27 protein-coding genes are annotated in these 25801 nt (G+C 40.3%); 20 read left to right on the top strand and 7 right to left on the bottom strand.

Going from position 1 to position 25801, the window contains the following annotated elements; genetic code table 11:
- Nucleotides 1–108 precede the first annotated feature (108 nt).
- A complete protein-coding gene (locus tag ACFQWC_RS01955) occupies nucleotides 109–252 on the top strand; it encodes a YqzL family protein (protein ID WP_341356603.1) in 144 nt (47 codons plus the stop codon).
- A 45-nt stretch (nucleotides 253–297) separates the two neighbouring features.
- Nucleotides 298–1050 (top strand): DNA repair protein RecO, encoded by a 753-nt coding sequence (gene recO, locus ACFQWC_RS01960; RefSeq protein WP_299738479.1) that lies wholly within the window; start codon nucleotides 298–300, stop codon nucleotides 1048–1050.
- Between the two features lie 197 nt (nucleotides 1051–1247).
- On the opposite strand, the gene ACFQWC_RS01965 is transcribed toward recO, so the two are convergent.
- Nucleotides 1248–2621 (bottom strand): glycine--tRNA ligase, encoded by a 1374-nt coding sequence (locus ACFQWC_RS01965; protein WP_299738477.1) that lies wholly within the window; start codon nucleotides 2619–2621, stop codon nucleotides 1248–1250.
- A gap of 473 nt (nucleotides 2622–3094) precedes the next feature.
- On the opposite strand from ACFQWC_RS01965, the gene ccpN reads away from it, so the two are divergent.
- The 9 genes from ccpN to ACFQWC_RS02010 all read left to right on the top strand — a co-directional run bounded on the left by ccpN (nucleotide 3095) and on the right by ACFQWC_RS02010 (nucleotide 12841).
- Nucleotides 3095–3721, top strand: coding sequence for a transcriptional regulator CcpN (gene ccpN, locus ACFQWC_RS01970; protein WP_044339617.1), 627 nt, complete (start codon nucleotides 3095–3097; stop codon nucleotides 3719–3721).
- Nucleotides 3722–3734: 13 nt separating this feature from the next.
- Nucleotides 3735–4547 carry a pyruvate, water dikinase regulatory protein gene (locus tag ACFQWC_RS01975; protein WP_299739618.1) on the top strand — a complete coding sequence of 271 codons (813 nt, stop codon included), beginning with the start codon at nucleotides 3735–3737 and terminating at the stop codon, nucleotides 4545–4547.
- A gap of 315 nt (nucleotides 4548–4862) precedes the next feature.
- Nucleotides 4863–5327 (top strand): YaiI/YqxD family protein, encoded by a 465-nt coding sequence (locus tag ACFQWC_RS01980; protein WP_299738475.1) that lies wholly within the window; start codon nucleotides 4863–4865, stop codon nucleotides 5325–5327.
- 47 nt (nucleotides 5328–5374) lie between these two features.
- The gene (dnaG, locus tag ACFQWC_RS01985; protein WP_299738473.1) at nucleotides 5375–7186 is read left to right on the top strand and encodes a DNA primase; all 1812 of its coding nucleotides are present in this window, start codon (nucleotides 5375–5377) and stop codon (nucleotides 7184–7186) included.
- A 36-nt stretch (nucleotides 7187–7222) separates the two neighbouring features.
- Nucleotides 7223–8353: an RNA polymerase sigma factor RpoD gene (gene rpoD / locus ACFQWC_RS01990; protein ID WP_044339621.1), complete on the top strand. Its 1131-nt coding sequence runs from the start codon at nucleotides 7223–7225 to the stop codon at nucleotides 8351–8353.
- A gap of 798 nt (nucleotides 8354–9151) precedes the next feature.
- On the top strand, nucleotides 9152–10294 hold the full coding sequence (locus ACFQWC_RS01995; protein WP_299738470.1) for an acyl-CoA dehydrogenase: 1143 nt from the start codon (nucleotides 9152–9154) through the stop codon (nucleotides 10292–10294).
- A gap of 230 nt (nucleotides 10295–10524) precedes the next feature.
- Complete coding sequence (cccA, locus tag ACFQWC_RS02000; RefSeq protein WP_044339623.1) at nucleotides 10525–10899, top strand: cytochrome c550; 375 nt, start codon at nucleotides 10525–10527, stop codon at nucleotides 10897–10899.
- 116 nt (nucleotides 10900–11015) lie between these two features.
- Nucleotides 11016–11726, top strand: coding sequence for a tRNA (adenine(22)-N(1))-methyltransferase (locus ACFQWC_RS02005; RefSeq protein ID WP_299739616.1), 711 nt, complete (start codon nucleotides 11016–11018; stop codon nucleotides 11724–11726).
- Nucleotides 11723–12841 carry a Nif3-like dinuclear metal center hexameric protein gene (locus ACFQWC_RS02010; protein ID WP_377105827.1) on the top strand — a complete coding sequence of 373 codons (1119 nt, stop codon included), beginning with the start codon at nucleotides 11723–11725 and terminating at the stop codon, nucleotides 12839–12841. The genes ACFQWC_RS02005 and ACFQWC_RS02010 overlap by 4 nt, the downstream gene beginning before the upstream one ends.
- A gap of 40 nt (nucleotides 12842–12881) precedes the next feature.
- Here ACFQWC_RS02010 and ACFQWC_RS02015 read toward each other — a convergent pair whose 3' ends face one another.
- Nucleotides 12882–13838, bottom strand: a complete 957-nt coding sequence (locus ACFQWC_RS02015; RefSeq protein ID WP_299738462.1) for a 4-hydroxy-3-methylbut-2-enyl diphosphate reductase — start codon at nucleotides 13836–13838, stop codon at nucleotides 12882–12884.
- A gap of 174 nt (nucleotides 13839–14012) precedes the next feature.
- The gene (gene vrrA, locus ACFQWC_RS02020) at nucleotides 14013–14732 is read right to left on the bottom strand and encodes a VrrA/YqfQ family protein (RefSeq protein ID WP_377105830.1); all 720 of its coding nucleotides are present in this window, start codon (nucleotides 14730–14732) and stop codon (nucleotides 14013–14015) included.
- 304 nt (nucleotides 14733–15036) lie between these two features.
- Between vrrA and ACFQWC_RS02025 the strand changes: the two genes are divergently transcribed.
- Together ACFQWC_RS02025 and ACFQWC_RS02030 are read left to right on the top strand one after the other, a co-directional pair.
- The gene (locus ACFQWC_RS02025) at nucleotides 15037–16344 is read left to right on the top strand and encodes a DEAD/DEAH box helicase (RefSeq protein ID WP_299738457.1); all 1308 of its coding nucleotides are present in this window, start codon (nucleotides 15037–15039) and stop codon (nucleotides 16342–16344) included.
- Nucleotides 16345–16413: 69 nt separating this feature from the next.
- The gene (locus ACFQWC_RS02030) at nucleotides 16414–17307 is read left to right on the top strand and encodes a deoxyribonuclease IV (protein ID WP_299738455.1); all 894 of its coding nucleotides are present in this window, start codon (nucleotides 16414–16416) and stop codon (nucleotides 17305–17307) included.
- A 54-nt stretch (nucleotides 17308–17361) separates the two neighbouring features.
- On the opposite strand, the gene ACFQWC_RS02035 is transcribed toward ACFQWC_RS02030, so the two are convergent.
- A complete protein-coding gene (locus ACFQWC_RS02035; RefSeq protein WP_299738453.1) occupies nucleotides 17362–17616 on the bottom strand; it encodes a DUF2624 domain-containing protein in 255 nt (84 codons plus the stop codon).
- Nucleotides 17617–17713: 97 nt separating this feature from the next.
- On the opposite strand from ACFQWC_RS02035, the gene ACFQWC_RS02040 reads away from it, so the two are divergent.
- The 5 genes from ACFQWC_RS02040 to ACFQWC_RS02060 all read left to right on the top strand — a co-directional run bounded on the left by ACFQWC_RS02040 (nucleotide 17714) and on the right by ACFQWC_RS02060 (nucleotide 21286).
- Nucleotides 17714–18595, top strand: coding sequence for a YitT family protein (locus ACFQWC_RS02040; RefSeq protein ID WP_377105833.1), 882 nt, complete (start codon nucleotides 17714–17716; stop codon nucleotides 18593–18595).
- 151 nt (nucleotides 18596–18746) lie between these two features.
- On the top strand, nucleotides 18747–19523 hold the full coding sequence (locus ACFQWC_RS02045; protein ID WP_341356600.1) for a metal ABC transporter ATP-binding protein: 777 nt from the start codon (nucleotides 18747–18749) through the stop codon (nucleotides 19521–19523).
- An 18-nt stretch (nucleotides 19524–19541) separates the two neighbouring features.
- Complete coding sequence (locus tag ACFQWC_RS02050; RefSeq protein ID WP_299738448.1) at nucleotides 19542–20399, top strand: metal ABC transporter permease; 858 nt, start codon at nucleotides 19542–19544, stop codon at nucleotides 20397–20399.
- 3 nt (nucleotides 20400–20402) lie between these two features.
- Entirely contained in the window at nucleotides 20403–20819 is a 417-nt protein-coding gene (locus ACFQWC_RS02055) for a Fur family transcriptional regulator (protein WP_044339634.1), read from the top strand.
- A 107-nt stretch (nucleotides 20820–20926) separates the two neighbouring features.
- Nucleotides 20927–21286 (top strand): DUF1499 domain-containing protein, encoded by a 360-nt coding sequence (locus tag ACFQWC_RS02060; RefSeq protein WP_299738444.1) that lies wholly within the window; start codon nucleotides 20927–20929, stop codon nucleotides 21284–21286.
- Nucleotides 21287–21317: 31 nt separating this feature from the next.
- Here the strand turns inward: ACFQWC_RS02060 and ACFQWC_RS02065 are convergent, their stop codons facing one another.
- Nucleotides 21318–21887 (bottom strand): hypothetical protein, encoded by a 570-nt coding sequence (locus ACFQWC_RS02065; protein ID WP_299738443.1) that lies wholly within the window; start codon nucleotides 21885–21887, stop codon nucleotides 21318–21320.
- A 557-nt stretch (nucleotides 21888–22444) separates the two neighbouring features.
- Between ACFQWC_RS02065 and ACFQWC_RS02070 the strand changes: the two genes are divergently transcribed.
- Nucleotides 22445–22825 (top strand): DUF4190 domain-containing protein, encoded by a 381-nt coding sequence (locus ACFQWC_RS02070; RefSeq protein ID WP_299738441.1) that lies wholly within the window; start codon nucleotides 22445–22447, stop codon nucleotides 22823–22825.
- A gap of 84 nt (nucleotides 22826–22909) precedes the next feature.
- On the opposite strand, the gene ispG is transcribed toward ACFQWC_RS02070, so the two are convergent.
- Together ispG and ACFQWC_RS02080 are read right to left on the bottom strand one after the other, a co-directional pair.
- On the bottom strand, nucleotides 22910–24022 hold the full coding sequence (gene ispG, locus ACFQWC_RS02075) for a flavodoxin-dependent (E)-4-hydroxy-3-methylbut-2-enyl-diphosphate synthase (protein ID WP_299739614.1): 1113 nt from the start codon (nucleotides 24020–24022) through the stop codon (nucleotides 22910–22912).
- Nucleotides 24023–24145: 123 nt separating this feature from the next.
- On the bottom strand, nucleotides 24146–24511 hold the full coding sequence (locus ACFQWC_RS02080) for a hypothetical protein (protein ID WP_299738439.1): 366 nt from the start codon (nucleotides 24509–24511) through the stop codon (nucleotides 24146–24148).
- Between the two features lie 56 nt (nucleotides 24512–24567).
- Here ACFQWC_RS02080 and ACFQWC_RS02085 point away from each other — a divergent pair, with 56 nt between their 5' ends.
- Nucleotides 24568–25749 (top strand): MFS transporter, encoded by a 1182-nt coding sequence (locus tag ACFQWC_RS02085; RefSeq protein ID WP_377105837.1) that lies wholly within the window; start codon nucleotides 24568–24570, stop codon nucleotides 25747–25749.
- The last annotated feature ends 52 nt before the right edge of the window (nucleotides 25750–25801 follow it).

Here is a 25801-nt window from a genome sequence, read left to right on the forward strand (position 1 = left end):
TTAAATTAACAATATTTAGGCCACATCTTTTAGAGAGAAAATGCTCATTCTAATCACAAGAAAGCTTATGAAGTCTTGCTAGTTTAAATCCAGAAAGGTGGGTTTTTTATGTTAGACTTAACATGGAAATTTTTTTCGCAGACAGGAAGTATAGACACCTATTTACTTTTTAAGGAGCTTGAAAAGGAGACGGTTGAGGATCCTTACAGCTTTGAAGAAGAAACAGCGGAAGTTGATTTTCCTTTAACGTGATAAGTTTGTCATCACCCGGGTGGATTGATATCGGGAGGTGGCTATATGCTACAGAAGTGTGAAGGAATCGTTATTCGAACGAATCATTACGGTGAGTCGAACAAAATTGTTACCATATACACACGAGAATTCGGAAAGATTGGATTGATGGCTAGAGGGGCAAAGAAACCTAATAGCCGTCTATCCGCCATTTCACAATTGTTTACATATGGTTATTTCCTTTTTATTAAAGGAAGTGGGCTGGGGACTCTCCAACAGGGAGAGATGGTTGAATCGTTAAGGCATGTAAGGGAAGATTTGTTTAAGACGGCTTATGCCACTTACATCGTCGACCTTCTCGACAAAGCGACGGAGGACCGGAAACCGAACCCATTTCTATTTGAATTGCTTTACAAGACCATTCACTATTTAAATGAAGACTATGATCCTGAGATTCTTATGCACATATTTGAAATGAAGATGCTCCCGGTATTGGGGCTGTATCCTCATTTGAATGGATGTAGTGTATGCGGGGAAGCTGATGGTGAGTTCGCCTTTTCCTTTAAAGAAAATGGATTCATCTGTCATCGCTGTCTAAGTGAAGATCCTCATCATTTTCCGATCTCACAAAGCACTGTGAAGCTTCTGAGGGTATTTTACTATTTTGATCTCAATCGATTGGGAAATATATCGGTAAAAGATGAAACAAAACTTCAATTGAAGCGGGTAATCAGGACTTATTACGATGAAAATTCAGGTTTAACATTAAAATCCAGAAGGTTCCTCGACCAAATGGATAACCTAAAGGACTTATTCTAGCTTATAAAGCTGCTTGTGATTATATAGAAATGGCCCATTCACGATATGTGAATGGGCCTGTTTTTTATGTGTCTGCTAGCTCCGGGGCTTAGAGGCTCGAGGTCATAAGTCAAACATACCAAAAAGGCAAAGAACGCCTTTCCGGTATGTTCGTCTTATGCTTGTCGCCTCTGGGCAAAGCCCCTCCGCTTTAGGTTTTAAAATTGAATTTTTCCCTGTAAAAATGCTTTAACTTCGCTGATAGGCATTCTTACCTGATCCATTGTGTCACGGTCACGCACGGTCACTTGACGATCTTCAACGGAGTCAAAGTCAAATGTGATACAGAATGGTGTACCGATTTCATCTTGACGACGGTAGCGTTTACCGATTGATGCTGTTTCGTCGAAGTCAATCATAAGATCCTGTGATAATTCTTCATACACCTTGAATGCATCATCAGACAACTTCTTCGAAAGCGGCAGTACCGCAGCCTTGAATGGAGCCAGTGCCGGATGGAAACGAAGCACTGTACGTGAATCATTTTCAAGCTCCTCTTCTTCAAAGGCATCACACAGGAACGCAAGAGTTACACGGTCTGCTCCGAGAGACGGTTCGATACAGTATGGTACATACTTTTCGTTTGTTTGAGGATCCATGTAATGGAAATCCTCATTAGAATGTTCCATATGACGCTTTAGATCAAAGTCTGTACGATCTGCTACGCCCCAAAGCTCTCCCCATCCGAATGGGAATTTGTATTCAATATCCGTAGTTGCATTGCTGTAATGGGATAATTCGTCTTTATCATGATCGCGTAAACGCATGTTATCTTCGTTCATTCCCAGGTTAAGCAACCAGTTTTTACAGAATTCACGCCAGTAAGAGAACCACTCGAGGTCTTCGCCTGGTTTACAGAAGAATTCCAGTTCCATTTGTTCAAATTCACGTGTTCTGAATGTGAAGTTACCAGGTGTAATTTCATTACGGAAGCTTTTTCCGACTTGTGCAATACCAAATGGCATTTTCTTACGCATGGAACGCTGCACATTTTTGAAGTTGACAAAGATTCCTTGAGCCGTTTCAGGGCGTAAATAGATTTCGTTTGTTGAAGATTCCGTAACGCCTTGGTGAGTTTTAAACATTAAATCGAATTGACGGATATCCGTGAAGTCCTGGCTTCCGCAATCCGGGCACGCTATGCTGTGCTCCTTGATGATTTCTTCCATTTTCTCAAACGAAAGTCCATCCACTATCATTTCAATACCTTTTTCTTCAAGGGCATTTTCAATGATTTTGTCTGCACGGTGGCGTGTTTTACACTGCTTACAGTCGATCATTGGATCGTTGAAGTTTCCAACGTGACCAGAGGCTACCCAGGTTTGTGGATTCATTAAAATACTTGCATCGAGACCCACGTTGTAAGGGGACTCCTGTACGAATTTTTTCCACCATGCTTTCTTAATATTGTTTTTTAATTCTACACCTAATGGACCGTAATCCCACGTGTTAGCAAGTCCTCCGTAAATTTCAGAACCCGGGAAAACAAATCCGCGATGCTTCGCTAAATTTACTACTTGTTCCATTGACATAAAAGTCACTCCTTTTCATCATGTATGTAAATAAAATAAAAAAGCTCGTCCCTAGGCGCATGGCCTAGGGACGAGCTTGATACTCGCGGTTCCACCCTAGTTGATATACGTGTCATACATGTATACCCACTTTTAAAGTTTAAATAGCTCGGGATTGCCGTTTCCTTGCTTTCCAGGCTTTCACCCTCCCTGGTCGCTTGAGTGCAGCAAGTACTTATCGATCCGTCATAGCATTATTGGTTGTAAGATGAAGATATTTTATCATGATGCTTGAATAAAAACAACTATTGATCTCATGAAGAGAAAAGATTTGAAGTTTGTTTTAAAAAAAGATACTCTTTGTAAAGTGAAATTTAAAATATAGTGTTGACACAATAGAATGATAATATGCTCTTTTCATTTCGATTAAATAGTATATAATATTTCATATAAAGTATAACATAAATAGTCTGTTCGTTAGGTGGTGAGTAACAATCGAACTTAATAAGCGTCAAGAACATATCTTACAAATAGTTAAAGACAACGGACCTATCACTGGTGAACAAATCGCCGATCAATTAAACTTGACCAGGGCAACTCTCAGACCTGATCTAGCCATTCTGACCATGGCGGGTTACCTTGATGCCCGTCCCAGAGTGGGATATTTCTATACAGGGAAAACAGGAACGCAGCTGTTGACAGAAAACCTTAACAAAATATATGTTAAGGATTATCAATCGATTCCTGTAGTGGTAAATGAAAATGTTTCTGTGTATGATGCCATTGTTACAATGTTCCTGGAGGACGTAGGGACATTATTTGTAGTCGATGCCAATACGTATTTAGTTGGAGTTCTATCTCGTAAGGATCTTTTAAGAGCGAGCATCGGGAAGCAGGAACTTAGTACCTTGCCGGTGAATATTATTATGACGAGAATGCCCAATATTACCGTCTGTGAAAAAGATGACCAGCTAATAGGCGTAGCCAAAGACTTGATTCATAAGCAAATTGACTCTGTTCCTGTGATTAAGAAAACAGAAAAAGGCGATTTAGAGGTAATAGGCAGAATTACGAAAACCAATATCACGAAAGCATTTGTAGCATTAGCAGATGAATATTAGAAGGTGGTGAACGATCGTGAGAGAACCGATCATCTATGTTGTTTCCGACTCGGTGGGTGAAACTGCTGAACTAGTCACAAAAGCGGCGATTAGCCAATTCAATGGTTCCAATACGGTCATTAAACGCTTTCCGTATGTAGAGGACCTGGAACATATCGACGAAGTGATTTCCTTAGCGAAATTAAACCAGGGGCTTATTGTTTACACCCTGGTAAAGCCGGATATGCGGGCGTATATTAAAAAAGAAGCTGAAAGAGAAGAGTTATACGCTTTCGATATTATCGGTCCATTAATGGATAAATATCAATCAGTTTACCAAAAGGAACCATTGTTCGAGCCAGGAACGGTAAGAAAGTTGGATGATGATTACTTTAAGAAAGTAGAAGCCATTGAGTTTGCCGTTAAGTACGACGACGGCAGAGATCCTCGCGGTATCCTTAGAGCGGATATTGTCTTAGTGGGTGTATCAAGAACATCGAAAACGCCATTATCACAATACCTTGCACTGAAGAGAATTAAAGTGGCCAATGTACCACTCGTACCGGAAGTCGATCCTCCAGAGGAACTGTTTATGGTTTCTCCGAAGAAATGTTTCGGATTAAAGATCAGCCCTGAGAAGTTAAATACAATCCGCCGTGAAAGATTAAAATCATTGGGATTGAACGATCAGGCGAGCTATGCGAATATTCAACGGATCGAAGATGAGCTGAAATATTTCGAGAAAATCACCGATCGGATCGGGTGTCATGTGATCGACGTAACGAACAAAGCGGTTGAAGAAACAGCGAATGTCATTACCAATATCTATCAGCACTCAAACGATTAACTTTTAAGTAAAAAAGAATGATTCTTTCCCTGAATAAAGTGGAAGAATCATTCTTTTTTTGGGTGAATATAAACATTAGCATAGAAAGGTTTCATTTACCTGAGTTTTTATAGTGGTCAAACCTGTCCGATTATACTATAATAAAAAATTGTGATAAAAATATTTAAAATAGGTTTAGACTAAACCCTTAAGGAATAAACTAATTATTGTGATATGTCAAGTCTCGTCTCAATTAAAATTCGACAATTTTAATCAAATCTCTAGGAAAGTTCATAAAGAGAGAAGGATAATACGGAGTGATGTAGAATAGTTAGTATGAGCGAACATAAGTCTATCGTCTATGTAGATGCAGATGCTTGCCCGGTAAAACAGGAAATCATTAAAATTACCAGAGTATATGGATTTGAAGTTGTTTTTGTTGCTTCTCATGCCCATAGAAAGAACACACCTGACCAAGGCAGGTGGGTATATGTCGATAGTTCGAAAGAAGCGGCTGACTTATACATTATGAACCATGTCAGACCCCAGGATGTACTGGTAACCCAGGATATTGGATTGGCAAGCTTGGTCTTGCCGAAAAAAGTTTATGCAATCTCTCCCAGGGGAAAAGCCTACAGGGAAGAGAGTATAGTCACCGCACTCGATTATCGATACGTCGCAGCAAAAGAACGCCGTAAAGGAAACTATGGTAAAGGTCCTAAACCTTTTACAAATGAAGACAGAGAAACATTTTGTATTTGCTTCGATAAAATCTTGTCGGAAATTGCAGGAGAATCTTAATAAATACAGAATGGATTAAGAGGGTAAATAAAAACAGGTGATAAATCGTGTCTGAAAGAATCCCTGAAGATAAGTTAAATAAAATTTTATCGTCAACTGATATCGTAGATGTCGTCAGTGATTATGTACAACTGAAAAAGCAGGGGCGCAATTATTTTGGTTTGTGTCCGTTTCATGGAGAGAATACTCCATCTTTTTCTGTTTCCCCTGACAAACAAATATTTCACTGCTTCGGATGCGGAGCCGGAGGAAATGCGTTTACGTTTTTAATGGATGTTGATGGTTTAAGCTTCCTGGAAGCAGCGCAAAAGCTTGGCTCTAAAGTAGGAGAAGAAATCTCCATTCAAACCTCTTCATCTGAAAGGGAACTTCCCCCTCAAGAAGATGAAAAGCAAATGATGGAAGCTCATGGGTTATTAAGTAAATTTTACCATCATCTCCTTCTAAATACAAAGGAAGGTCAGGAAGCCCTCGAATATTTGTTGGACCGGGGGTTTACTACTGAAAGTATTACTAAATTTCAGATTGGATGGTCACTTCCAAGCTGGGATTTCACGGTTAAGTTCCTTCAGAAACGAGGCTATTCCCTGGAGCTGATGGAAGAGGCGGGTTTACTCGTTAGAAGAGAAAGAGACAATTCCTTCTTAGATCGCTTCAGAGGAAGAATCATGTTTCCTATTGTTGATACCAAAGGGAACACGGTCGCATTTTCAGGAAGAAGCATTGATTCAAATGATGAACCGAAGTACTTAAACAGTCCGGAAACGAAAATTTTTAACAAAAGCAGCATTCTTTATAATTATCACGGCGCACGTGCAATGATTAGAAGAAAGCAACAGGCCATCCTGTTTGAAGGATTTGCCGACGTCATCTCAGCTAATGAAGCAGAAGTGGAAAATGGTGTAGCCACTATGGGTACTTCATTAACAGAGCAGCAAATAGGCTTGCTCAAGCGTCTAACGGATTCCGTTATCATTTGTTATGATGGTGATTCTGCTGGAGTGGAAGCTGCATTCCGGGCAGGAAATCTTCTTCACAATCATCAGCTGAATATTCGTGTCGCTTCAATACCGGAACAATTAGACCCTGATGACTACATTTCCAAATATGGTTCAACAAAGTTTCAACAAGATGTAATAGGGGCAAGCTTAACGTTCATGGCATTTAAGCTTCGGTACTATAAGCTGAAGAAAAACTTAAACGATGAAGGAGATCGCCTGAAGTATATAGAAGAAATACTTAAGGAAATTACTCATCTGAGTAAGGCGGTTGAAAAGGATTATTATTTAAGGTATTTGGCGGATGAGTTCGAACTATCTTTAGAGGCTCTTCAAGAGCAGTTAACTGAACTGGAAGGCCCGGACAAACGGAAGTCTAAACCACCTAAACAGATAGGTATGCAAGGTACTTTCACCAGGCAGACTCAGTCTAAATTGTTACCCGCATACCAAACTGCTGAGAGAAGATTGATTGCCTATATGCTTAAGGATCCGAATATCGCTTACAAGGTGCAAGAGTGGCTTGCAGGTACTAACCTTAATATTGATGAACATCAGGCTATTATTACTTATTTATTGGGTTATTATGAAGAAGGTCTACCTCCAAGTGCCAGTGCCTTTATTGGGTATCTTCCCGATGAGAGGTTAAGAAGGATCGTAACGGACATTGAAATGATGTCTATTAGCGAAGAAAGTACGGACCAAGAATTAGTAGATTATGTCAATCAGGTGTTAAAACATCAAAAGATGTTGAGAATAAAAGAAAAAGAAGTGGAAAGAAAAGAAGCAGAACGACTGAAGGATTACCGAAAAGAAGCACAAATAGCAATGGAAATCTTACAGCTGCGTAAGTCTCTATAATAAGGTTTTGTAAGGAAGTTGGAAGGAGGGGAACAAATGGCTGAAAAGTCAGCGCGTTCCAAACAAATAGCGTCAGAATTAACTGTTGATCAGGTGAAAGAATTTTTAGTTAACCAAGGTAAAAAAAGAGGAGTCCTCACATACGAAGATATTGCTGATAAATTATCAGGGTTCGAGTTGGATTCAGATCAAATGGATGAATTTTACGAACAATTAGGTGAACAGGGTGTAGAAATCATCAATGAAAATGACGAAGATGATGATCCGGGTGCCACGGAGTTAGAGAAGGAAGAGGAAGAAGAATTCAATCTGAATGATTTAAGTGTTCCTCCAGGGGTTAAAATAAATGATCCGGTTCGTATGTATCTGAAAGAAATCGGAAGAGTCGACCTTTTATCTGCAGAGGAAGAGATAAATCTAGCCAAGAGAATTGAAGAGGGCGATGAGGAAGCTAAACGACGTCTCGCTGAAGCGAACTTAAGACTGGTTGTCAGTATCGCTAAGCGTTACGTCGGTCGCGGTATGCTATTCCTGGACCTTATCCAGGAAGGGAATATGGGTCTGATTAAAGCGGTAGAAAAGTTTGATTACCGCAAGGGGTACAAATTCAGTACGTATGCAACTTGGTGGATTCGCCAAGCCATCACACGTGCTATCGCTGATCAGGCCAGAACGATTCGTATCCCGGTTCATATGGTGGAAACCATTAACAAACTGATTCGCGTTCAAAGACAACTATTACAAGACTTAGGGCGTGAACCGGCACCGGAAGAAATCGCAGAAGAAATGGATTTGACACCTGAAAAGGTTCGGGAAATTCTTAAAATTGCTCAAGAGCCGGTATCCCTTGAAACACCGATTGGTGAAGAAGACGATTCTCATCTTGGTGACTTCATTGAAGATGCAGAAGCTCAATCTCCTTCAGAACATGCTGCTTACGAACTTTTAAAAGAACAGCTTGAAGATGTACTGGATACTTTAACAGATCGTGAAGAAAATGTTCTTCGTTTACGCTTTGGTCTGGATGATGGCAGGACACGTACGCTTGAAGAAGTAGGAAAGGTCTTCGGTGTAACACGGGAGCGTATTCGTCAGATAGAAGCAAAAGCTCTTAGAAAACTGCGTCATCCAAGCAGAAGCAAACGATTAAAAGACTTTTTGGAATAGAACCCATTTGCTGCCTCTATTATGCGTAGAGGTGGTTTTTTTTTGCCCAAATTAAAGGGTTTTTTATCACCTTTGACGAATGTAGCTAAAGGATTCATCTGCTAAAGGTGTGGCAATTGTGAATACAGAAAGAGATTCAAGAAAAGAATTGATTGTAAATAAAATACAATTTTGGAAGCAAACCAACATGCTGCCAGAGCACTAATGTGATCATCTCCTTGCATTGTATACCGAAGGAAAAACACAATGATCAAAAGAATGCCCAAACGAGAAACTTATTTTCAACCTGTGCGATTTGATAATTTCATTATTTGTCATTTATTTTACTGAATTGTCAATCGTTTTGCAAACAACGATTTTGGCAAGTTTTGTCGGATTAATAGTAGGGATAGGAATTTATTATACTAAGAAACAATTGTCTCCTCTACTCTTGTATATGGCTACCACTTGTATACTTCTTCTCCCCTCCATAGAAATAACAGGAGAGTTATTCGCTGGGAGTTCTTTCGGAATGTACATAACCTTATTTTTGAACAGTTTCCTTTGGAAAAGTGCAGGTTGGAAATAGAGGCTGAGTTATTTTCGCTTTCAGGTTACGCAGTGGAACCCTACTAATTATTTATATATTACTATAACTTCTGAAAATTTAAAAGTTTTTTAAAGTTGAGAAAATTCACCATTCCCTTTTATAATAAGAATGAGAGCGCATTCATAGAGTGCAGTGATTATGTTTGAAAGCGCTATTATGGAAATGGAGTTAGGGCTTTCAGTCATCAAAGTTAGACAAGGGGGATAAGGATGAATTTTGACTTAACACAAGAACAAACAATGATTAAAAAGACAATCAGGGAATTTGCTGAAGAAGAAGTGGCACCTGGTGCGTTGGACCGGGACCGCACAAAGGAGTTTCCTAAAGAAATTTTCAAGAAGCTTTCTGATCTGGGTATGATGGGACTTCCGTTTCCCGAGGAATATGGGGGGGCAGGCGCCGATACGGTCAGTTTCGCAATTGTAACCGAAGAGCTAAGCCGGGCTTGTGCGTCGACAGGTATTACGTACTCTGCTCATATTTCTCTGGGGGGAGCCCCCATTAACCTATTTGGTTCTCATGAACAAAAGCAGGAATACTTAACGCCAATCTGTACAGGGGAATCATTTGGCGCTTTCGGCCTGACTGAACCTAATGCAGGTTCCGATGCAGGTGGAACCCAAACCACTGCAGAGGATAAAGGGGATAAATGGGTTATTAACGGTAATAAGTGTTATATTACCAATGCAAGCTACGCCAATCATCTCGCTTTAACAGCGATTACAGGTAGAAACAATGGAAACAAGGAAATAAGTGCGATTATCGTTCCGACTAAAGCAAAAGGATTTACGGTCATCGATAATTATGAAAAAATGGGGCTTCATTCATCAAACACGACTGAGTTGGTCCTTGAAGATGTAGAAGTCCCTAAAGAAAACCTGTTGGGGAATGAAGGAGAAGGATTCAAGCAGTTCCTTGTCACCCTGGATGGGGGCAGGATTGGAATCGGTGCTATGGCTGTCGGTGTGGCACAGGCTGCCTTTGATAAAGCCCTGCAGTACTCCAAGGAAAGAAAGCAATTTGGCAAAACCTTATCCCAATTTCAAGTCACTCAATTTAAGCTTGCTGACATGGCAATGAAGATTGAACTGGCAAGGAACATGGTTCATAAGGCAGCATGGTTGAAAGATCAGGGAAGACCATTTTCGAAAGAAGCCTCCATGTGTAAGCTGTATGCTTCAGAAATCAGTATGGAAGTAGCGGATGAAGCCATTCAGATTCATGGTGGATACGGATACATGAAAGAATATCATGTTGAAAGGTATCTACGGGATGCCAAGCTCCTTGAAATCGGGGAAGGGACCTCAGAAGTCCAGAGAATGGTCATTTCAAGGCTGATAGGATGTCAATAAGGTGAAAACACTATAACAGCAATCAGGAGCTCTATTGGTCCGCTCTGGGACAGTAGGGCTCTCCTTCTTTAAATGAAAACTTACCTTATTTAACATGAAATGTGTCTAATTTGTGAGAAAGATGGAAAAGTTAATTGATAGTACTTTTACTTTGTCGTTTTTTACAGTAAAATATAAAGTGTTGAAAAGAGCACTATTTTTGGATTTTGTACATAAAGGAGGTTAAAATCATGAATCGTAATCCAATCATTCCATTCGTACTTATCATGGCTCTTGGAATTGGTCTTGTTTTCTTCTTATCTTTAGAAGGCCTTAACAACGCTGATGAAAAAGCAAAAGAAGAAGGTCACGGGGAAATGGAAGGTAAAGAAGGGGAAGAGGCTTCCAGCGGGGAATTCGATCCTGAAGCAGCTTACAAAGATAACTGTTTATCTTGTCATGGTGGGAACTATGAAGGTGGAGCAGGTCCAGCCCTAAAGGGAACTGAACTTTCTAAAGATGAAATTAAAGAAACGATTAAAAATGGTAAAGGTATCATGCCAGCCGGTTTAATTGCTGAAGAAAATCTAGATGCGATGGCAGACTGGATCAAGTCACTTAAATAATCAATGATTGAAAAAGGTTCTTTGTCTTTTAGGCAAAGGGCTTTTTTTATAGAGAAAAGTTGGTTAAAATGATTAACGTACATGATGTATCCAATAAAAATGATAAAGGTGAACGAATGAATATTCAACAATTATCAAAACGACTAGAAACAGTTGTTTCATACATACCCAAGCAATCTAAAATCGCTGATATCGGTTCGGATCATGCATACTTACCGTGCTATGCCGTCAATAAAGGCATTGCGTCCTCTGCCATTGCAGGAGAAGTAGTGAAGGGTCCATATTTTTCTGCCAAGAAACAAGTGGAAGATGCCGAATTAACTCAAGAGGTCGAAGTAAGATTAGGGAATGGCCTGGAAGTGATTTCTCCAGGTGAAGTGGATTGTATTACGATCGCCGGAATGGGGGGCACATTGATTGCCTCTATCCTGGAGGCGGGTAAAGCAAAGCTGACCAATCAACCCAGGTTGGTCCTTCAGCCTAATGTGAGTGCAAGGTCCATCCGAACGTGGCTTATGGACAATGAATGGGACTTAATAGGGGAAGACATTCTTGTAGAAGATGATAAGGTATATGAAATTCTAGTGGCGGAGAAAGGGAATCCGAGACGCCACTACTCTGGCGAGCTTGAAAAAGAGTTGCTGCTCGGTCCATTTTTGATGAAGGAGCGTAATAATGCATTTTTGAAAAAATGGAATCAGGAACTTCATCAATGGAAGAATATATTGAATAACATGGAAAAAGCCGAAAAAACGGATGCGTTGGAAGAACGTAAACGGGAACTTATTCAAAAAATAAAAATGGTGGAGGAGGTTCTTATCCTATGAAGACCGTATACGGCCATGAGATCATCCAGCTGTTTGAGCAATTTTCACCAAAGTATTTAGCAGAAGAAGGGGATCCGATTGGTCTTCAAATTGGTAAGTTGAACGAAAAGGTTGAAAATGTGATGATCACCCTGGATGTATTGGAGAATGTGGTGGATGAAGCAATCAAAAACAACGTGAAATTAATCATTGCTCACCATCCACCGCTTTTTCGTCCACTAAAGTCCCTGCAAACGGACACGTATCAGGGACGGATGATCGAGAAGTTAATCAAGCATGATATTGCCGTGTATGCGGCTCATACGAATCTTGATGTGGCGACGGGGGGAGTGAATGACCTTCTGGCCGATATGCTGCATTTGCAGGATACGTCTGTACTCGTTCCTACTCACCATGAGGAGCTCCGTAAATTGGTCGTTTATGTGCCTAAAGAAAATGCAAAGGAACTTCGAACGGCCCTCGGTAATGCGGGAGCCGGGCACATCGGAAACTATTCACATTGCAGCTTTTCGACTGAAGGAAAGGGAAGATTCCTCCCTGAGGAAGGCACGAACCCTCATACCGGGAAGCAAGGCTCCCTTGAGGAAGTAGCTGAAGAGAAAGTGGAGACGGTTTATCCTGTTTCTTTAGAGAAAAAGGTGTTGAAAGCCATGTTTACCCATCATCCTTATGAAGAAGTTGCCTATGATATCTATTCCCTTAAAAACGGATCACCCGCTTTAGGCTTAGGTAGAATCGGACATTTACAAAATGAGATGAGTCTTAAGGAATTTGCTTTAGTTGTGAAAGAAACATTTGGTATGGACGGAATCAGAGTCATCGGTGATGGGGACGCGAAAGTGAAGAAAGTAGCGATGCTTGGCGGAGATGGAAATAAGTTTATCGGAAAAGCGAAAAGACAGGGAGCGGATGTATTCGTTTCAGGAGATATTTATTACCATACCGCCCACGATGCCATGATGATGGGGCTGAATGTAGTTGATGCAGGTCATCACATCGAAAAGGTCATGAAGGATGGAGTGGCCAGTCATTTAGCGAAAAAATCCTCTGAAAAAGGATATATCGTCAATATATTCGCGTCAAAAGCTGAAACCAATCCATTTACGTATATGTAAAGATGAAAGGCCCCTTAGAAATCCTAAGGGGCCTTTCGCTTTATTTTGTTCCCAATTTCGCTTTTCGTACTTTAGGGAGAATTTTATTTAATGGAACATTTCGCTCTCTTGTCCAAGTGGATTCATCATTTGGATCAAATACTTCAAGGAATTTAATGACTTCTTTTACGATTGGAGTAGGAGTGGATGCCCCGGCTGTTACAGCAACGATGCCCGCATCTTTAATCCATTCGATATCCAATTCACTAATGTCGGAAATCCGATGTGCAGGAGTACCTGCGATATCCTTTGATACCTGAGCAAGGCGGTTGGAGTTATTACTCTTAGGATCTCCAACAACGATAAGGACATCTGCATCTCCAGCTTGTTCAGCGACTGCTTCTTGTCGAACCTGGGTAGCCAGGCAGATTTCTTTATGCAGTTCAACGTGAGGATACATTTCCTTCACTTTATCCATCGTATCCAATACATCCCATTGACTCATCGTCGTTTGATTGGTCACAATGATTTTTTCGTTTTCGATTGAAAGCTTCTCTACATCTTCTGCTGTTTCCACGAGATGCACGATCTCAGGTGCAACCCCGACAGCTCCTTCAGGTTCTGGATGTCCTTTTTTACCGATATAGATCACGTCGTAACCTTCGGCTTCTTTAGCGCGAATCAAATCATGTGTTTTCGTTACATCGGGACACGTTGCGTCCAGTGTGACAAGTCCTTTTTGTTTGGCTATTTCTTTCACTTCGGGAGAGACTCCATGAGCGGTGAAGATAACCGTTCCTTCATTGACTTGCTCGATGATTTCTTTTCTGTTGCTGCCATCCAGGGTAATGATCCCGTCTTCTTCGAATGCGTCAGTCACATGCTTGTTGTGAACAATCATGCCTAAAATATAAATTGGACGAGGAAGCGATTTGTCTAACGCGGCGTTTCTTGCAATGACCATTGCGTCTACTACACCGTAACAATAGCCTCTCGGAGTAATCTTAATAATTTCCATCTATGAATATCCTCCTACATGAGAAAAGGTTTTATCTTCATTATAAAGGAGAACAGTCTTCCTGACAAAGAGAACGATAATAATGTGCACCTTTCCCTCTCAAAATGCCTTTGATTTGGCGTTAAATAGAAAAATCCCTAAACAGGTGATTCAGTACCTTTAGGGATCACGTTCTTAAATATACAATTTGGGTTTTGATCCTGATTTAAACTTTGATGGTGTCTGGTTATCTTCAAGATCTTCACTATCCTCTGAAATTTCTACGGGTTGTTTCTTCTTCTTTTTTTTCTTAACGGTGGATTCGACTTCTGGGATGTCGATATCCTCATTTTTGTCTTCATTATTTCCACCATCGGATACATCTTCTGCAGACATATCTTTGAATCCTCGATATAACTTCCATAGTGCAGGGATATTTTTCACCATAGGACCATATTGTTGGAACATCGGACCCAGCTGTTGAGCGGTCTGGAGCATTTGCTGTGTATTGGATAAAAATGAATTCACATTGCCTGGGTTTAAGAGGCTTTGTAGGATTCCGCCAGCTGCCTGTGGAGATCGGTCAAAGCCTGTTGTGTTGGCAGAAGAATCTCCTCTGGAAAATTGTTGTAATAATCCTCCGCCGGAATTCTGATGATCACCCTTTTTAAGAAGCTTAGATAATAGACCACCTTTTCCTGGCCCTCGGCTTCTTCCCCTCTGATTGAATCCCATATTGAGGCCCTGATTTTGACGTTGTCCTCCAAATTGAAACGGAGGTGGCTGCGTCTGCCCCATTCCAAATCTATTTCTTCCAGGCTGCTGCATTCCGAACCCATTGACTCCCCGCTGCTGTCTCATTCCGAAAGGATTTCGCAAATCCTGGCCCTGATTCCTCATTCTTCTAGGCGGCATAATGACAGCCTCCTTTCATTCGAATAAATTCCTCGTCAGTATAGAGTATGCAATAGGTGAAAAAAGGGTATTGATACACTATCATCTCAAATTAAAATAAGTATGAACTAGATGTTTTGCCAAAAAAATATTATAATGGTTAGATGTTCTTTAAATATGACGCTTGCTAACGTTAAGATAAAATCACTCGCGATGATAAAGTGATCCGTAAAATATATATCTATGGTGATGATGTGTTCGACTTGGCATTCATCCCGATAATAGCGTAAATAAAAGGATATTTTGAAAAAAGGAGATGTAAAGAATGAAAAATAATTTATTTCTACAATTTGGATTCCAGTCCTTCATTAATGAAGCAGTAGAAGAACTGGGTTTCTACGAACCAACAGAAATTCAAAAGAAAATGATCCCCCTGATATTAAAAGGGCAAAGTGCGATTGGTCAATCTCAGACAGGAACGGGAAAAACACATTCATATCTATTGCCGATCATTGAGAAGGTGACTGCAGATTCTGAACAGGTACAAGCAGTGATCACTGCTCCAACCCGAGAACTGGCACAACAGATTTATCAAGAAGTATTGAAGATCACGAAAGATAGCAACATTGTTTCCCGTTGCTTTATTGGTGGAACGGACAAGCAGAGAACGATTGAGAAATTAAAAACCCAGCCTCATATTGTGGTTGGTACTCCGGGCCGAATCAATGATTTAGTGAAAGATCAAGCCTTATTTGTTCATACTGCCAGTATATTGGTGATTGATGAAGCGGATCTGATGCTTGATATGGGATTCATTGAAGATGTGGATCAGATTGCCGCTAAGATGCCTGAAAAATTACAAATGCTTGTATTCTCTGCGACGATTCCAGAGAAACTGAAACCATTCTTGAAAAAGTATATGGAAAATCCACAATATGCACATGTCGAGCCCGAGCAGCTATCGGCAAAGAATATCCAACATGTGATCGTCCCTCTTAAGAGTCGCGATAAAATTAACCTATTATACAATATTTTAGTGGAAATTAATCCATATTTAGGTATCGTTTTCACTAATACAAAACAAAAAGCAGATGAAGTGGCAGATGCTTTGATCGCTAAAGGATTAAAGGTTGGAAGGATTCACGGAGACCTTTCTCCACGTGAGCGTAAGAAAATGATGAAGCAAACGAGGAACCTGGATTATCAGTACATCGTAGCGACTGATTTAGCAGCAAGAGGGATCGACATTGAAGGTGTAAGTCATATCATTAACTTTGAACTGCCACAAGATCTTGATTTCTATGTTCACCGTTCCGGCCGTACAGCGCGTGCAGGTAATACAGGGATTGCCTATACCATTTATACACCTTCGGATGAAGATGCATTGAATCGTCTGGAGAAGCTCGGAATCAGCTTTGCTCATCAAGATATTAAGAAAGGGGAATGGTCTGAGCTACCACCCCTGAACAAACGTAAGAACCGTCAAAAAACGAATGTTGATGAGATTGATGAAAAAGCGAAATCAATGGTTCGAAAACCGAAAACAGTCAAGCCGGGCTATAAAAAGAAAATGAAATACAAAATGGATCAAATCAAGAAACGTGAGAGAAGAAAGAAAAACAGAAGCAAATAAGTGTTTTAACGTGATTCATTTGTACACATTCGATACAATATAGAGAGATTTTCTTAGGAGTTGAGAAGAATGGTTAAGATTGGATCCCATGTTTCAATGAGTGGTAAAAAAATGCTATTAGCCTCCAGTGAAGAAGCCGTTTCTTATGGAGCGAATACTTTTATGATTTATACAGGTGCCCCTCAAAATACGAGAAGAAAAAAAATCGAAGACTTAAATATTGAAGCGGGAATCGCTCACATGAAAGAAAATGGGATAGAGGACATCGTTGTTCATGCTCCCTATATCATCAACATAGGAAATACGACGAACCCTGCTACATTTGAATTAGGTGTCAATTTCCTCCGTTCTGAAATCGAGCGCACAGAAGCTCTGGGAGCGGGGCAGATTGTGCTTCACCCCGGTGCTCACGTAGGTGCAGGAGCAGATAAGGGAATCGATAAGATCATAGAAGGTCTGAATGAAGTGTTAACAAAAGACCATAAAGTGCAAATTGCTTTGGAAACAATGGCAGGGAAGGGTTCTGAATGTGGAAGATCGTTTGAGGAATTAGCTCAAATCATCAATGGAGTAGAACTGAATGACCGCCTTTCTGTTTGCTTCGATACTTGTCACACCCATGATGCAGGATATAATATTGTGGAAGATTTCGATGGAGTCTTGGAAGAATTCGATAAGATTGTCGGGATTGATCGCTTAAAGGTTCTGCACATTAATGATAGTAAGAATGAACGTGGAGCCAGTAAAGATCGCCATGAAAATCTAGGATTCGGACATATTGGATTTAAAGCACTGAACTATATCGTTCATCATCCACAGCTGAAAGAAATACCTAAGATTCTGGAAACACCGTATGTAGGAGAAGATAAAAAAAATAAAAAACCTCCTTACAAGTTCGAAATTGATATGCTTCGTAATCAAACATTCGAAGAAGATGTATTAACGAAGATACTGAATCAATAAAAAGGCAATAGAGGAGGTCATCTCTCATCAATAGGGACGCCTCCTCTTCTTTTACTATCTGATGAGCTGCAAAAAGAGTTGGTTGATCTCCTTCGCCTTAGTGGGACCTATGATCCTGGCCAAGTCCTTCACCAATTTACTGCGTTTCTTGTCATCAAAAATATTGATGTTCTTTCCTTTAACACTTGCGACGATGCTTGTTGCCTCTTGGGACGTCAATGAAATGTTATATTGTTTGGCGTACTTTAATAATTCTTCATTTGTAATGTTGTTGATTTTGTGATTAATCACATTTTGTAATAGCTTCATGTTTATCACTCCTCAACAGATACATATGTAACTCCTGATCAGAAAGTGACATTTTTATAAGAAAATAAAGTGAAAGGAAAGGAATTGACGATGACCGATGACCCAAAGAGTACATAAAAAAGAAAGTCCCCTTCATTTTATTTACCGATTGATTTTTATTACGATTGGAGCAGCCTTGGCTGCTATATCCATTGAGTTATTCCTTGTTCCAAATAATATCATCGATGGTGGGATTATTGGTGTTTCGCTGATATTGGATTATTTAGTTTCAGACACCATTCCATTTGTAAGCTTTGCAACCCTGCTCGTTTTCCTCAATCTCCCTTTCATGTATTACGGGTATAAACATATCGGGAAAACCTTTGTCGTTTCATCTCTGTTTGCCATTATCGCACTGGCAGGTATCGAAAGCCTTTTACACCATATTGACCCGTTTGTAACAGAGAAAGTGTTAGCCACTGTTTTCGGTGGATTGACCCTTGGAGTGGGGGTTGGCCTTGTGATACGTCATGGTGGATCTCTGGATGGAACTGAAATCCTTGGTATCCTTTTAACGAAGAAGCTTCCGTTTTCAGTGGGGGAGTTTGTTATGTTCATCAATATTTTCATTTTCGCCTGGGCAGCATTTGTCTTCGGACTAGAAGAAGCGATGTATTCCGTTATGACCTACTATATTGCCTTTAAGACGATTGATACGGTGATTCAGGGAATGGATGAAACGAAGGCCGTTATCATTGTTTCTGACCATTACCTGGATGTATCCGACGCAATATTAAAGAGACTGGGCAGGGGAACAACGATGTTAAAGGGTCGTGGAGGATACACAGATAATGATAAAGAGGTCATTTATGTCGTGGTCACCAGACTTGAAGTAACAAAGTTGAAATCCATCGTTTCCGATGTAGATCCCAATGCCTTCATAACGATTATGAGTACACAGGAAACAAAGGGTGCACGATTTAAGTCTGCCATACATTAATGCAGCATTGGAGTAAAGGACTGCTCACTCAAATTGAGCAGTCCTTTTAATTTGGTATCAAGGCATGAACATTTACAATTGTGCACCCATCATGTATACTACCCTATGTACTTTTAAATCGTAATGATTCTTATAAAGAGAGATGATAAAAATGGATACTACAAATCCTATCATTAAAATAGAAGATGTAAATTTCAGGTATGAGCGGGAAAGAGTGCTCGAAGATATTAACCTAACCATTCCCAGAGGGGCATTCCTTGGAATCGTCGGACCTAATGGTTCAGGTAAATCGACCTTACTAAAGCTTGTTCTGGGCCTGTTACGAGTGAAACAAGGGAATATTGAGTTATTTGGAGTCCCCCAGCAAAAGTTCAAACAATGGGACCGCATAGGATTTGTATCCCAGAAGGCCAATAGCTTCAATACAGGTTTTCCAGCCACGGTTTATGAGGTGGTGGCGAGCGGATTAGCGAAAAAAGCAGGTTTGTTCAAGAGGATTTCATCTAAATACAAACAAGATGTGTATGGAGCCATTGAATCGGTTGGGATGAGTCCATTCGCTAAACGTAATATTGGGGAATTATCAGGAGGACAACAGCAAAGGGTGTTCATTGCCCGGGCGCTCGTAAGCCAGCCTGATATATTGATTCTTGATGAACCGACAGTGGGAGTGGACAGTCAAAACGTCCAAAACTTCTATGATATGTTAGAAACGTTAAATAAAGATTTAGGTATTACACTCGTTCTTGTCACTCATGACATAGGATCGATTTCGAATAAAGTGACCCATGTCGCTTGTCTAAATAAACATTTACATTTCCATGGCAAAACAGAAGAGTTTGAAAAGCTAAAAGAAAATCAGCTTTCCTCTTTTTATGGTCATGATGTACATTTTTTAAATCATGAGCATGAACATCATCATTCATGATCGATTGGAGGGAAGACAATGCTTCAAGCTATTTTTCAATATGAATTTTTACAAAATGCATTTCTTACGGGGATCCTCATTGGAATCATCGCCCCCTTATTAGGAGCATTCATCGTCGTAAGGAGGCTATCTTTAATTGCGGATGCCTTGAGTCACGTCACTCTGTCAGGTATTGCAGCGAGCCTGTATTTAAGTAAAACGATACCTGCTTTTTCGGGTTTGAATCCCCTGTATTTTGGAATGGTATTCTCAGTCATGGGCTCCTTGTTTATTGAACGTTTACGTATGTTATATAAGCATTATCAGGAGCTTGCGATTCCGATCATCCTATCTGGAGGAATCGGGATAGGGGTCATTTTCATTTCACTCGCAGACGGTTTTAATACAGATTTATTTAGTTATTTGTTTGGAAGTGTCAGCGCAGTCAGCAGAGGAGACTTGTATTTGATTGGAGGGATCAGCGTTCTTGTCATTGGCGTGATCTTTCTGCTATATAAAGAATTGTTTCTTCTATCCTTTGATGAAGATCATGCAAAGGCGTCAGGAATCCCAGCTAAGGCGATCCACTTTATCTTTATGGTCATGGTGGCACTTGTGATTGCCGCTTCTATGCGCATCGTAGGGATCCTGCTGGTTTCGTCTCTTATGACATTACCGGTTGCAGCAAGTATCAGGATTGCCAATGGATTTAAGCAAACGATCGGGTTTTCACTGTTATTTGGTGAAATTTCTGTTATTGTTGGATTAATCAGTGCCTTCTATTTGAATCTTGCACCAGGTGGTACGATTGTCATGACGGCGATTTTAATCCTTCTCATTACAATTGTGATTAAGAAAATAAGAACGTCGAGTCATTCTTCTAAAGTTGAGGTGTAGAAATTGAATGTAACGGAAGCAATGGACCTGTTAAAATCAAAAGGATATAAGCATACAGGAAAACGGGAGCAATTACTTGAACTGTTTTCCAGCTCTAATAAATATTTGACGGCCAGGGATGTTTTGGAAAATATGAAAGCTGATTATCCGGGGCTCAGTTTTGATACAATCTACCGTAATTTGAGCTTGTTTGTTGAACTTGAGATCTTGGAAGAGACTGAACTCTCAGGTGAAAGACATTTTCGGTTTACATGTGAAAGCCATCACCATCACCATCATTTCATTTGTATGGATTGTGGAAAAACGAAAGAAATTCATACATGTCCCATGGAAGCATTAAAAGAAAATTTAACGGATACAGGGTATGATATATCCGGTCATAAATTCGAAATATATGGTAAATGTCCTCAATGTCAGTAGAGAGATCCTTTTAGGGTCTCTTTTTCTTTAAAATGTTCATAGTTTAAGTGAAGGTAAAAGAGGGAAAAAATGCATTTATACGGAAGAAATTGAGAGGAGATGCAGCCATGGAACCAGTGCCTTTTACTCACTGCCCAACGAATAAAAAAAACTGTGTGAGCACAATTGATCTCACATCATATCATCGAATAGCACCACTTCCCATAAATGGAAGCGTAAAGGATACGAAGGCGAAAATCCACAGCACCCTGGGGAAGTTCGATCATGTAGAGATCAAGGAAGAGAAATCACATTATGTACAAGCGGTTTTTACTTCAAAGTGGTTGAAATTCAAGGATGACCTGGAACTTTATATTGATGAAAACACGAATCTTCTACATATTAAGTCAGGTTCCCGTTTTGGCTATTATGATTTCAAAGTGAACAGAAAGCGCGTGGAACGCTTTAAATCCTTATTTAATGTGTAATAGAAAAAGCCTCTTATGTCAGAGGCTTTTTCTACGATTGATTTTGAAGCCAGCCTTGAACCCAGGTGTTTGCTTCATGCCAGTCATTTACGCGAATGACTCCATCAGGGATCGGCTTTTGATTGTAAGGTGTGTTGAATAACAGAACAGGGATTGACAATTCTTCAGAAATCGATACGGCATTATCATGTTTATCTTCAAAGAAAATATCGACTTCATGTTTTTTCGCTGTTGAAATTTTATCATGGGAGCCAATTAATTCGATGTGATGGTACATTAAATCTTGTGAACTAAACCATTCTTTCGTTAATTGAATTAGGTCTGATCTTCTTGCGCTTATAAAATAAAGTTCATGTTTTTCTTTCCATTGATCCAATATTTTTTTTGCACCGGGAGCAAGGGGAGATTCTTTGTAGATGACAGGTTCTGCTTCCTTAAACCATTTTCCAAAGGTTTGAGGAGAAATATCCAGAACTTCTGTCAATTCGTATTGGGTGATGTCTTGTAAGGTTAAATTTAATTTAAAATATTCATTTATGTGAGGCAGTAAGGATTCAGGTGATGTAACTGTCCCATCAATATCGATTCCAAAACGTTTCATTCTTCATCATGCTCCTCTTTATAAAAACTCCTTCAAGTTTATCACATTTCTGACCAGTAGATAAACGACGTTTTCAAAAGGTTCTTTTCTTAAAGTCTGTTGCTGTCTTAAAGAAGAAAGTAGTAGTTGATTTCCGCTCCAGGTGCTCGCTTTCCGCGGGGCGTGAGTTGAGCCTCCTCGGGCTTTCGCCCTGCGGGGTCTCAACATTCCCGCTATTCCCGCAGGAGTCGAGCACCTTACACTCCAATCAACTATTTGAGCATGTATCCTTGAAAAATAAATAACATCAAAAATTAGCAAATAACCTCATTTATGGTGAGTAGTGATTGAAATTATTTTTAATAGAGGAGAATTATGTTCCATACGATGATTGACAGAGCTCAGGCAGACCATATGAAGAAACAATAAAATTTATGCAGAAAGAACCCTTTCAAAAGTTATGAATGCTTACAAAAATGAAAGTAAGCTAACAAAAATGACAAACATTAGCATAGTAAAAAAAGCGGAGTGACACACAATAAGAAGGCTCCCAAACACAGAAAGTGAGGGATTGCTGTATGAGTGATGAACGACGCGAATTAAACAGCGTTGATCGAAATCTACAAGATATCGACGTGTATTACGACAATCCGGAAACAGATGTGAGTAAAGAATACCGTGAAGAGACAGCAGCAGAAATTGCTGCTCCAATGAGTGTAAGCCGCGACTTTGAAGAGGATACCGCCGAAGATACGACAACATCAGGTCGTGTATTGGGTTACTCTGCACTTGCCCTATCCATTCTTTCCTTATTCATTCTCCCTGTAATCATGGGGGCTGCTGGGATTGTACTTGGATTTGTGGCAAGAAGAAGAGGAGCAGAAATGCTCGGTGCCTGGGCCATCGGAATTGGGGCCGTATCGATAATTATCGGATTATTTGTACTGCCGTTCTTTTAAAAATAACACTTTTTCTTGAAATTGGGAGCGTTTCAAGAAATGAAAAAAGAGGACTGATCAAAGGTCAGTCCTCTTTACATGCATTTAAACTTCTTGTTCTTCTTGTTCTTTCTTTTCTGCTTCTTGCTGTGCAAAATATTCTTCTGCGATTTTGTCGATTTCCTTCTTTAATTCCTCAACCATTGTCTCTTCAGGAACTTTACGGACGGTCTTTCCTTTTCGGAATAGTAGTCCTTCCCCACGAGCCCCGGCAATACCGATATCGGCTTCTCTGGCTTCGCCCGGTCCATTTACTGCACATCCAAGGACAGCCACTTTAATCGGTGCTTTAATGGTGGAGATGTACTCCTCCACTTCATTGGCGATTGAAATTAAGTCGATTTCGATACGGCCGCATGTCGGACACGAAATTAAGGTAGCAGCATTTGATGCTAATCCAAACGACTTTAAAAGTTCTCTGGCTACTTTAACTTCTTCCACTGGGTCAGCACTTAAGGAAATACGCAGTGTATTACCAATGCCAAGGCTAAGGATCGCACCAAGACCTGCTGCACTCTTCACCGTTCCAGCAAACAATGTGCCTGATTCAGTGATTCCGAGGTGAAGTGGGTAGTCAAAAGCTTTAGCTGCTTTCGTGTAGGCTTCGATGGCTAAATTCACATCAGATGCTTTCATGGACACGATAATGTCGTGAAAATCCAGGTCTTCCAGGATCTTGATGTGATGAAGGGCACTTTCTACCATACCATCAGCCGTTGGGTATCCGTACTTTTCAAGGATTTTTCTTTCCAAGCTTCCGGCATTTACCCCGATACGAATCGGAATCCCTTTTTCTTTCGCTGCTTTGACAACTGCCTCCACTTTTTCACGGCGACCGATATTCCCTGGATTGATTCGGATTTTATCGGCTCCGCCTTCAATGGCCTTTAAGGCTAGTTTATAGTCAAAATGTATATCGACAACAAGTGGAATGTTGATTTGCTTCTTAATATCAGCTATTGCGTCTGCTGCACGTTCATCTGGACAAGCTACGCGGACAACCTGACAACCTGCTTCTTCGAGACGGTGAATCTCTTTTACCGTTGCTTCAACATCATGTGTCTTTGTAGTGGTCATACTTTGGATAACAAGTTCATTGTTACCGCCAATAGTTAAATCTCCGACTTTGACCGGACGTGTTTTTGAACGATGTATAATTTCACTCAAGTGTAATTCGCTCCTTTAGAAAGGTTCTCAAAGTTTCATTATAAGTAATACGAAGCTATTGTAACAGTGTTTTGTGTGAAATGACAAGAAATAGGTGTTTTTTGAATGCTTGGATTATTGATAATTCGGGATCTTATAGGTTTTCCCGATTTGGATCTTTGCAGGCGGCACATCATTTAATTCTTCGAAATCGGTAATCACACGTTCAATGGAAACAGGCATAGAACCATCAAGAAGGTCTTCTACTAGACTTAAGACTGTGTCACCGGGCTTGACTTCCATTTCAACATACGAAATGGAAGAGGGATCTTCTTCAGAAGGAGATTCCAGAGGAGCGGGGGAAGACGTTTGATTCACTTGTGGCTGGGCAGTTGCAACTGTGGCTTCATTATAGAGGAGCCTTAAGGTTCCCTTATTTAAATCATAATAAACGCTATAAAGAAGAATGATAATACCAAAGAATATAGCCATTCGTTTCATACATACCTTCCTCCCATATTGTTAGAGTGAATCGAATAATGAAGGGGTGACGCGTCATGACAAATAAGGTTCTCCAACTGGTAATCGGGCTACTTCCCATATTAATGGTACTTGGTAATTCCATGCTTATTCCCATTCTTCCAAGTATTGAAGCGGATTTACATTTAAACAGCAGCTGGTCTGGTTTTATCCTAAGTTCATTCACCATCCCTGCTACACTGGTGATTCCTTTCGTTGGAATGTTGTCTGATCGTTATGGAAGAAAACGATTAATCATCGTTTCATTATGGATAATGATTCTGGGAAGTGTGCTTTGTGTTGTAAGCGGAGAAGTAAATGGAAACGTCAGGCTTTTCATGATTGGCCGAGGATTACAAGGTGTGGGGGCGGCTGGGACTACACCTCTGGCCATGGCATTGATCGGTGACATCTTCCAGGGGCAGGAACGCTCGAGGATGTTAGGCTCGTTAGAAGTGTTTAATGGGATAGGAAAGGTAGTCGCACCCATCACCGGAGCCACACTGGCTATCCTTGTCCATTGGAATCATTCATTTTGGGTATTTCCTTTATTGTGCGTAGTGATATTAATCGGACTTAGGGAAACGATTGAAACGAGGCACCATAACCCAAATAAAAAAGCCCATTACTCCATCTTTATAACAAAATGGCGCCTGTTATTCCCTCTTTATACAATGGGAGGAATAGGCTTATTTTTATTATTCGGCATTCTCTTCTTTCTTTCCTACCATATTGAAAATACTTTTCATATTGATGGTTTTTTTAAAGGGTTTACGTTCATCTTTCCTCTTGGTGCGATGACCATTAGCTCTTACTGGTGTGGGGGGAGGCTAAAGACGGATGAGGAACTGGGATGGACGTATATGAAATGTGGACTATTAATGATGTCAGTCCCATTAGGCTTTCTGATCTTTTTTTCATCATTGGGGTTTTTAATGTTCTTTATTACGGTAAGCTTTGGTGGATTAGGCTTGATGCTGCCTGTCATTAATGCCTTTATTACGGGGAGTGTATCGGAACACGAAAGGGGACTTATTGTCAGTATTTATGGAGCTGTGAGGTTCGGTGGGGTTGCACTCGGACCCATTGCTTACAGTCTTTGGAAAGACAATATGGTGGAGATGTATTCGATCACCTTCGCTTTTTCACTAATCAACTTATTGTTATTTATGTTTCTCGCCAAGCGCAGAAAAGGGGTCTATAGTCCTGAAATTCAATAAACCTTTACGACACCTTTACAGTTCCTTCATCTTTCTTTGAGAAAATGAAAGA

The organism is Rossellomorea sp. GCM10028870, assembly GCF_042666755.1.
Taxonomy (GTDB): Bacteria; Bacillota; Bacilli; order Bacillales; family Bacillaceae_B; genus Rossellomorea.

Excerpts from the sequence above, each read along its gene's own strand:
- ACFQWC_RS02080 (WP_299738439.1), bottom strand. The coding sequence starts at position 24,511 with ATGAAACGAATGGCTATATTCTTTGGTATTATCATTCTTCTTTATAGC.
- ACFQWC_RS02010 (WP_377105827.1), top strand. The coding sequence starts at position 11,723 with ATGAAGACCGTATACGGCCATGAGATCATCCAGCTGTTTGAGCAATTT.
- ACFQWC_RS02015 (WP_299738462.1), bottom strand. The coding sequence starts at position 13,838 with ATGGAAATTATTAAGATTACTCCGAGAGGCTATTGTTACGGTGTAGTA.
- rpoD (WP_044339621.1), top strand. The coding sequence starts at position 7,223 with ATGGCTGAAAAGTCAGCGCGTTCCAAACAAATAGCGTCAGAATTAACT.
- cccA (WP_044339623.1), top strand. The coding sequence starts at position 10,525 with ATGAATCGTAATCCAATCATTCCATTCGTACTTATCATGGCTCTTGGA.
- ACFQWC_RS01955 (WP_341356603.1), top strand. The coding sequence starts at position 109 with ATGTTAGACTTAACATGGAAATTTTTTTCGCAGACAGGAAGTATAGAC.
- ACFQWC_RS01980 (WP_299738475.1), top strand. The coding sequence starts at position 4,863 with ATGAGCGAACATAAGTCTATCGTCTATGTAGATGCAGATGCTTGCCCG.
- ACFQWC_RS02035 (WP_299738453.1), bottom strand. The coding sequence starts at position 17,616 with ATGAAGCTATTACAAAATGTGATTAATCACAAAATCAACAACATTACA.
- ACFQWC_RS01965 (WP_299738477.1), bottom strand. The coding sequence starts at position 2,621 with ATGTCAATGGAACAAGTAGTAAATTTAGCGAAGCATCGCGGATTTGTT.
- ACFQWC_RS02070 (WP_299738441.1), top strand. The coding sequence starts at position 22,445 with ATGAGTGATGAACGACGCGAATTAAACAGCGTTGATCGAAATCTACAA.
- recO (WP_299738479.1), top strand. The coding sequence starts at position 298 with ATGCTACAGAAGTGTGAAGGAATCGTTATTCGAACGAATCATTACGGT.
- ACFQWC_RS02065 (WP_299738443.1), bottom strand. The coding sequence starts at position 21,887 with ATGAAACGTTTTGGAATCGATATTGATGGGACAGTTACATCACCTGAA.
- ACFQWC_RS02040 (WP_377105833.1), top strand. The coding sequence starts at position 17,714 with ATGACCCAAAGAGTACATAAAAAAGAAAGTCCCCTTCATTTTATTTAC.
- vrrA (WP_377105830.1), bottom strand. The coding sequence starts at position 14,732 with ATGCCGCCTAGAAGAATGAGGAATCAGGGCCAGGATTTGCGAAATCCT.
- ACFQWC_RS02050 (WP_299738448.1), top strand. The coding sequence starts at position 19,542 with ATGCTTCAAGCTATTTTTCAATATGAATTTTTACAAAATGCATTTCTT.
- ACFQWC_RS02085 (WP_377105837.1), top strand. The coding sequence starts at position 24,568 with ATGACAAATAAGGTTCTCCAACTGGTAATCGGGCTACTTCCCATATTA.
- ACFQWC_RS02025 (WP_299738457.1), top strand. The coding sequence starts at position 15,037 with ATGAAAAATAATTTATTTCTACAATTTGGATTCCAGTCCTTCATTAAT.
- ACFQWC_RS02045 (WP_341356600.1), top strand. The coding sequence starts at position 18,747 with ATGGATACTACAAATCCTATCATTAAAATAGAAGATGTAAATTTCAGG.
- ACFQWC_RS01995 (WP_299738470.1), top strand. The coding sequence starts at position 9,152 with ATGAATTTTGACTTAACACAAGAACAAACAATGATTAAAAAGACAATC.
- ACFQWC_RS02005 (WP_299739616.1), top strand. The coding sequence starts at position 11,016 with ATGAATATTCAACAATTATCAAAACGACTAGAAACAGTTGTTTCATAC.
- ACFQWC_RS02060 (WP_299738444.1), top strand. The coding sequence starts at position 20,927 with ATGGAACCAGTGCCTTTTACTCACTGCCCAACGAATAAAAAAAACTGT.
- ACFQWC_RS02030 (WP_299738455.1), top strand. The coding sequence starts at position 16,414 with ATGGTTAAGATTGGATCCCATGTTTCAATGAGTGGTAAAAAAATGCTA.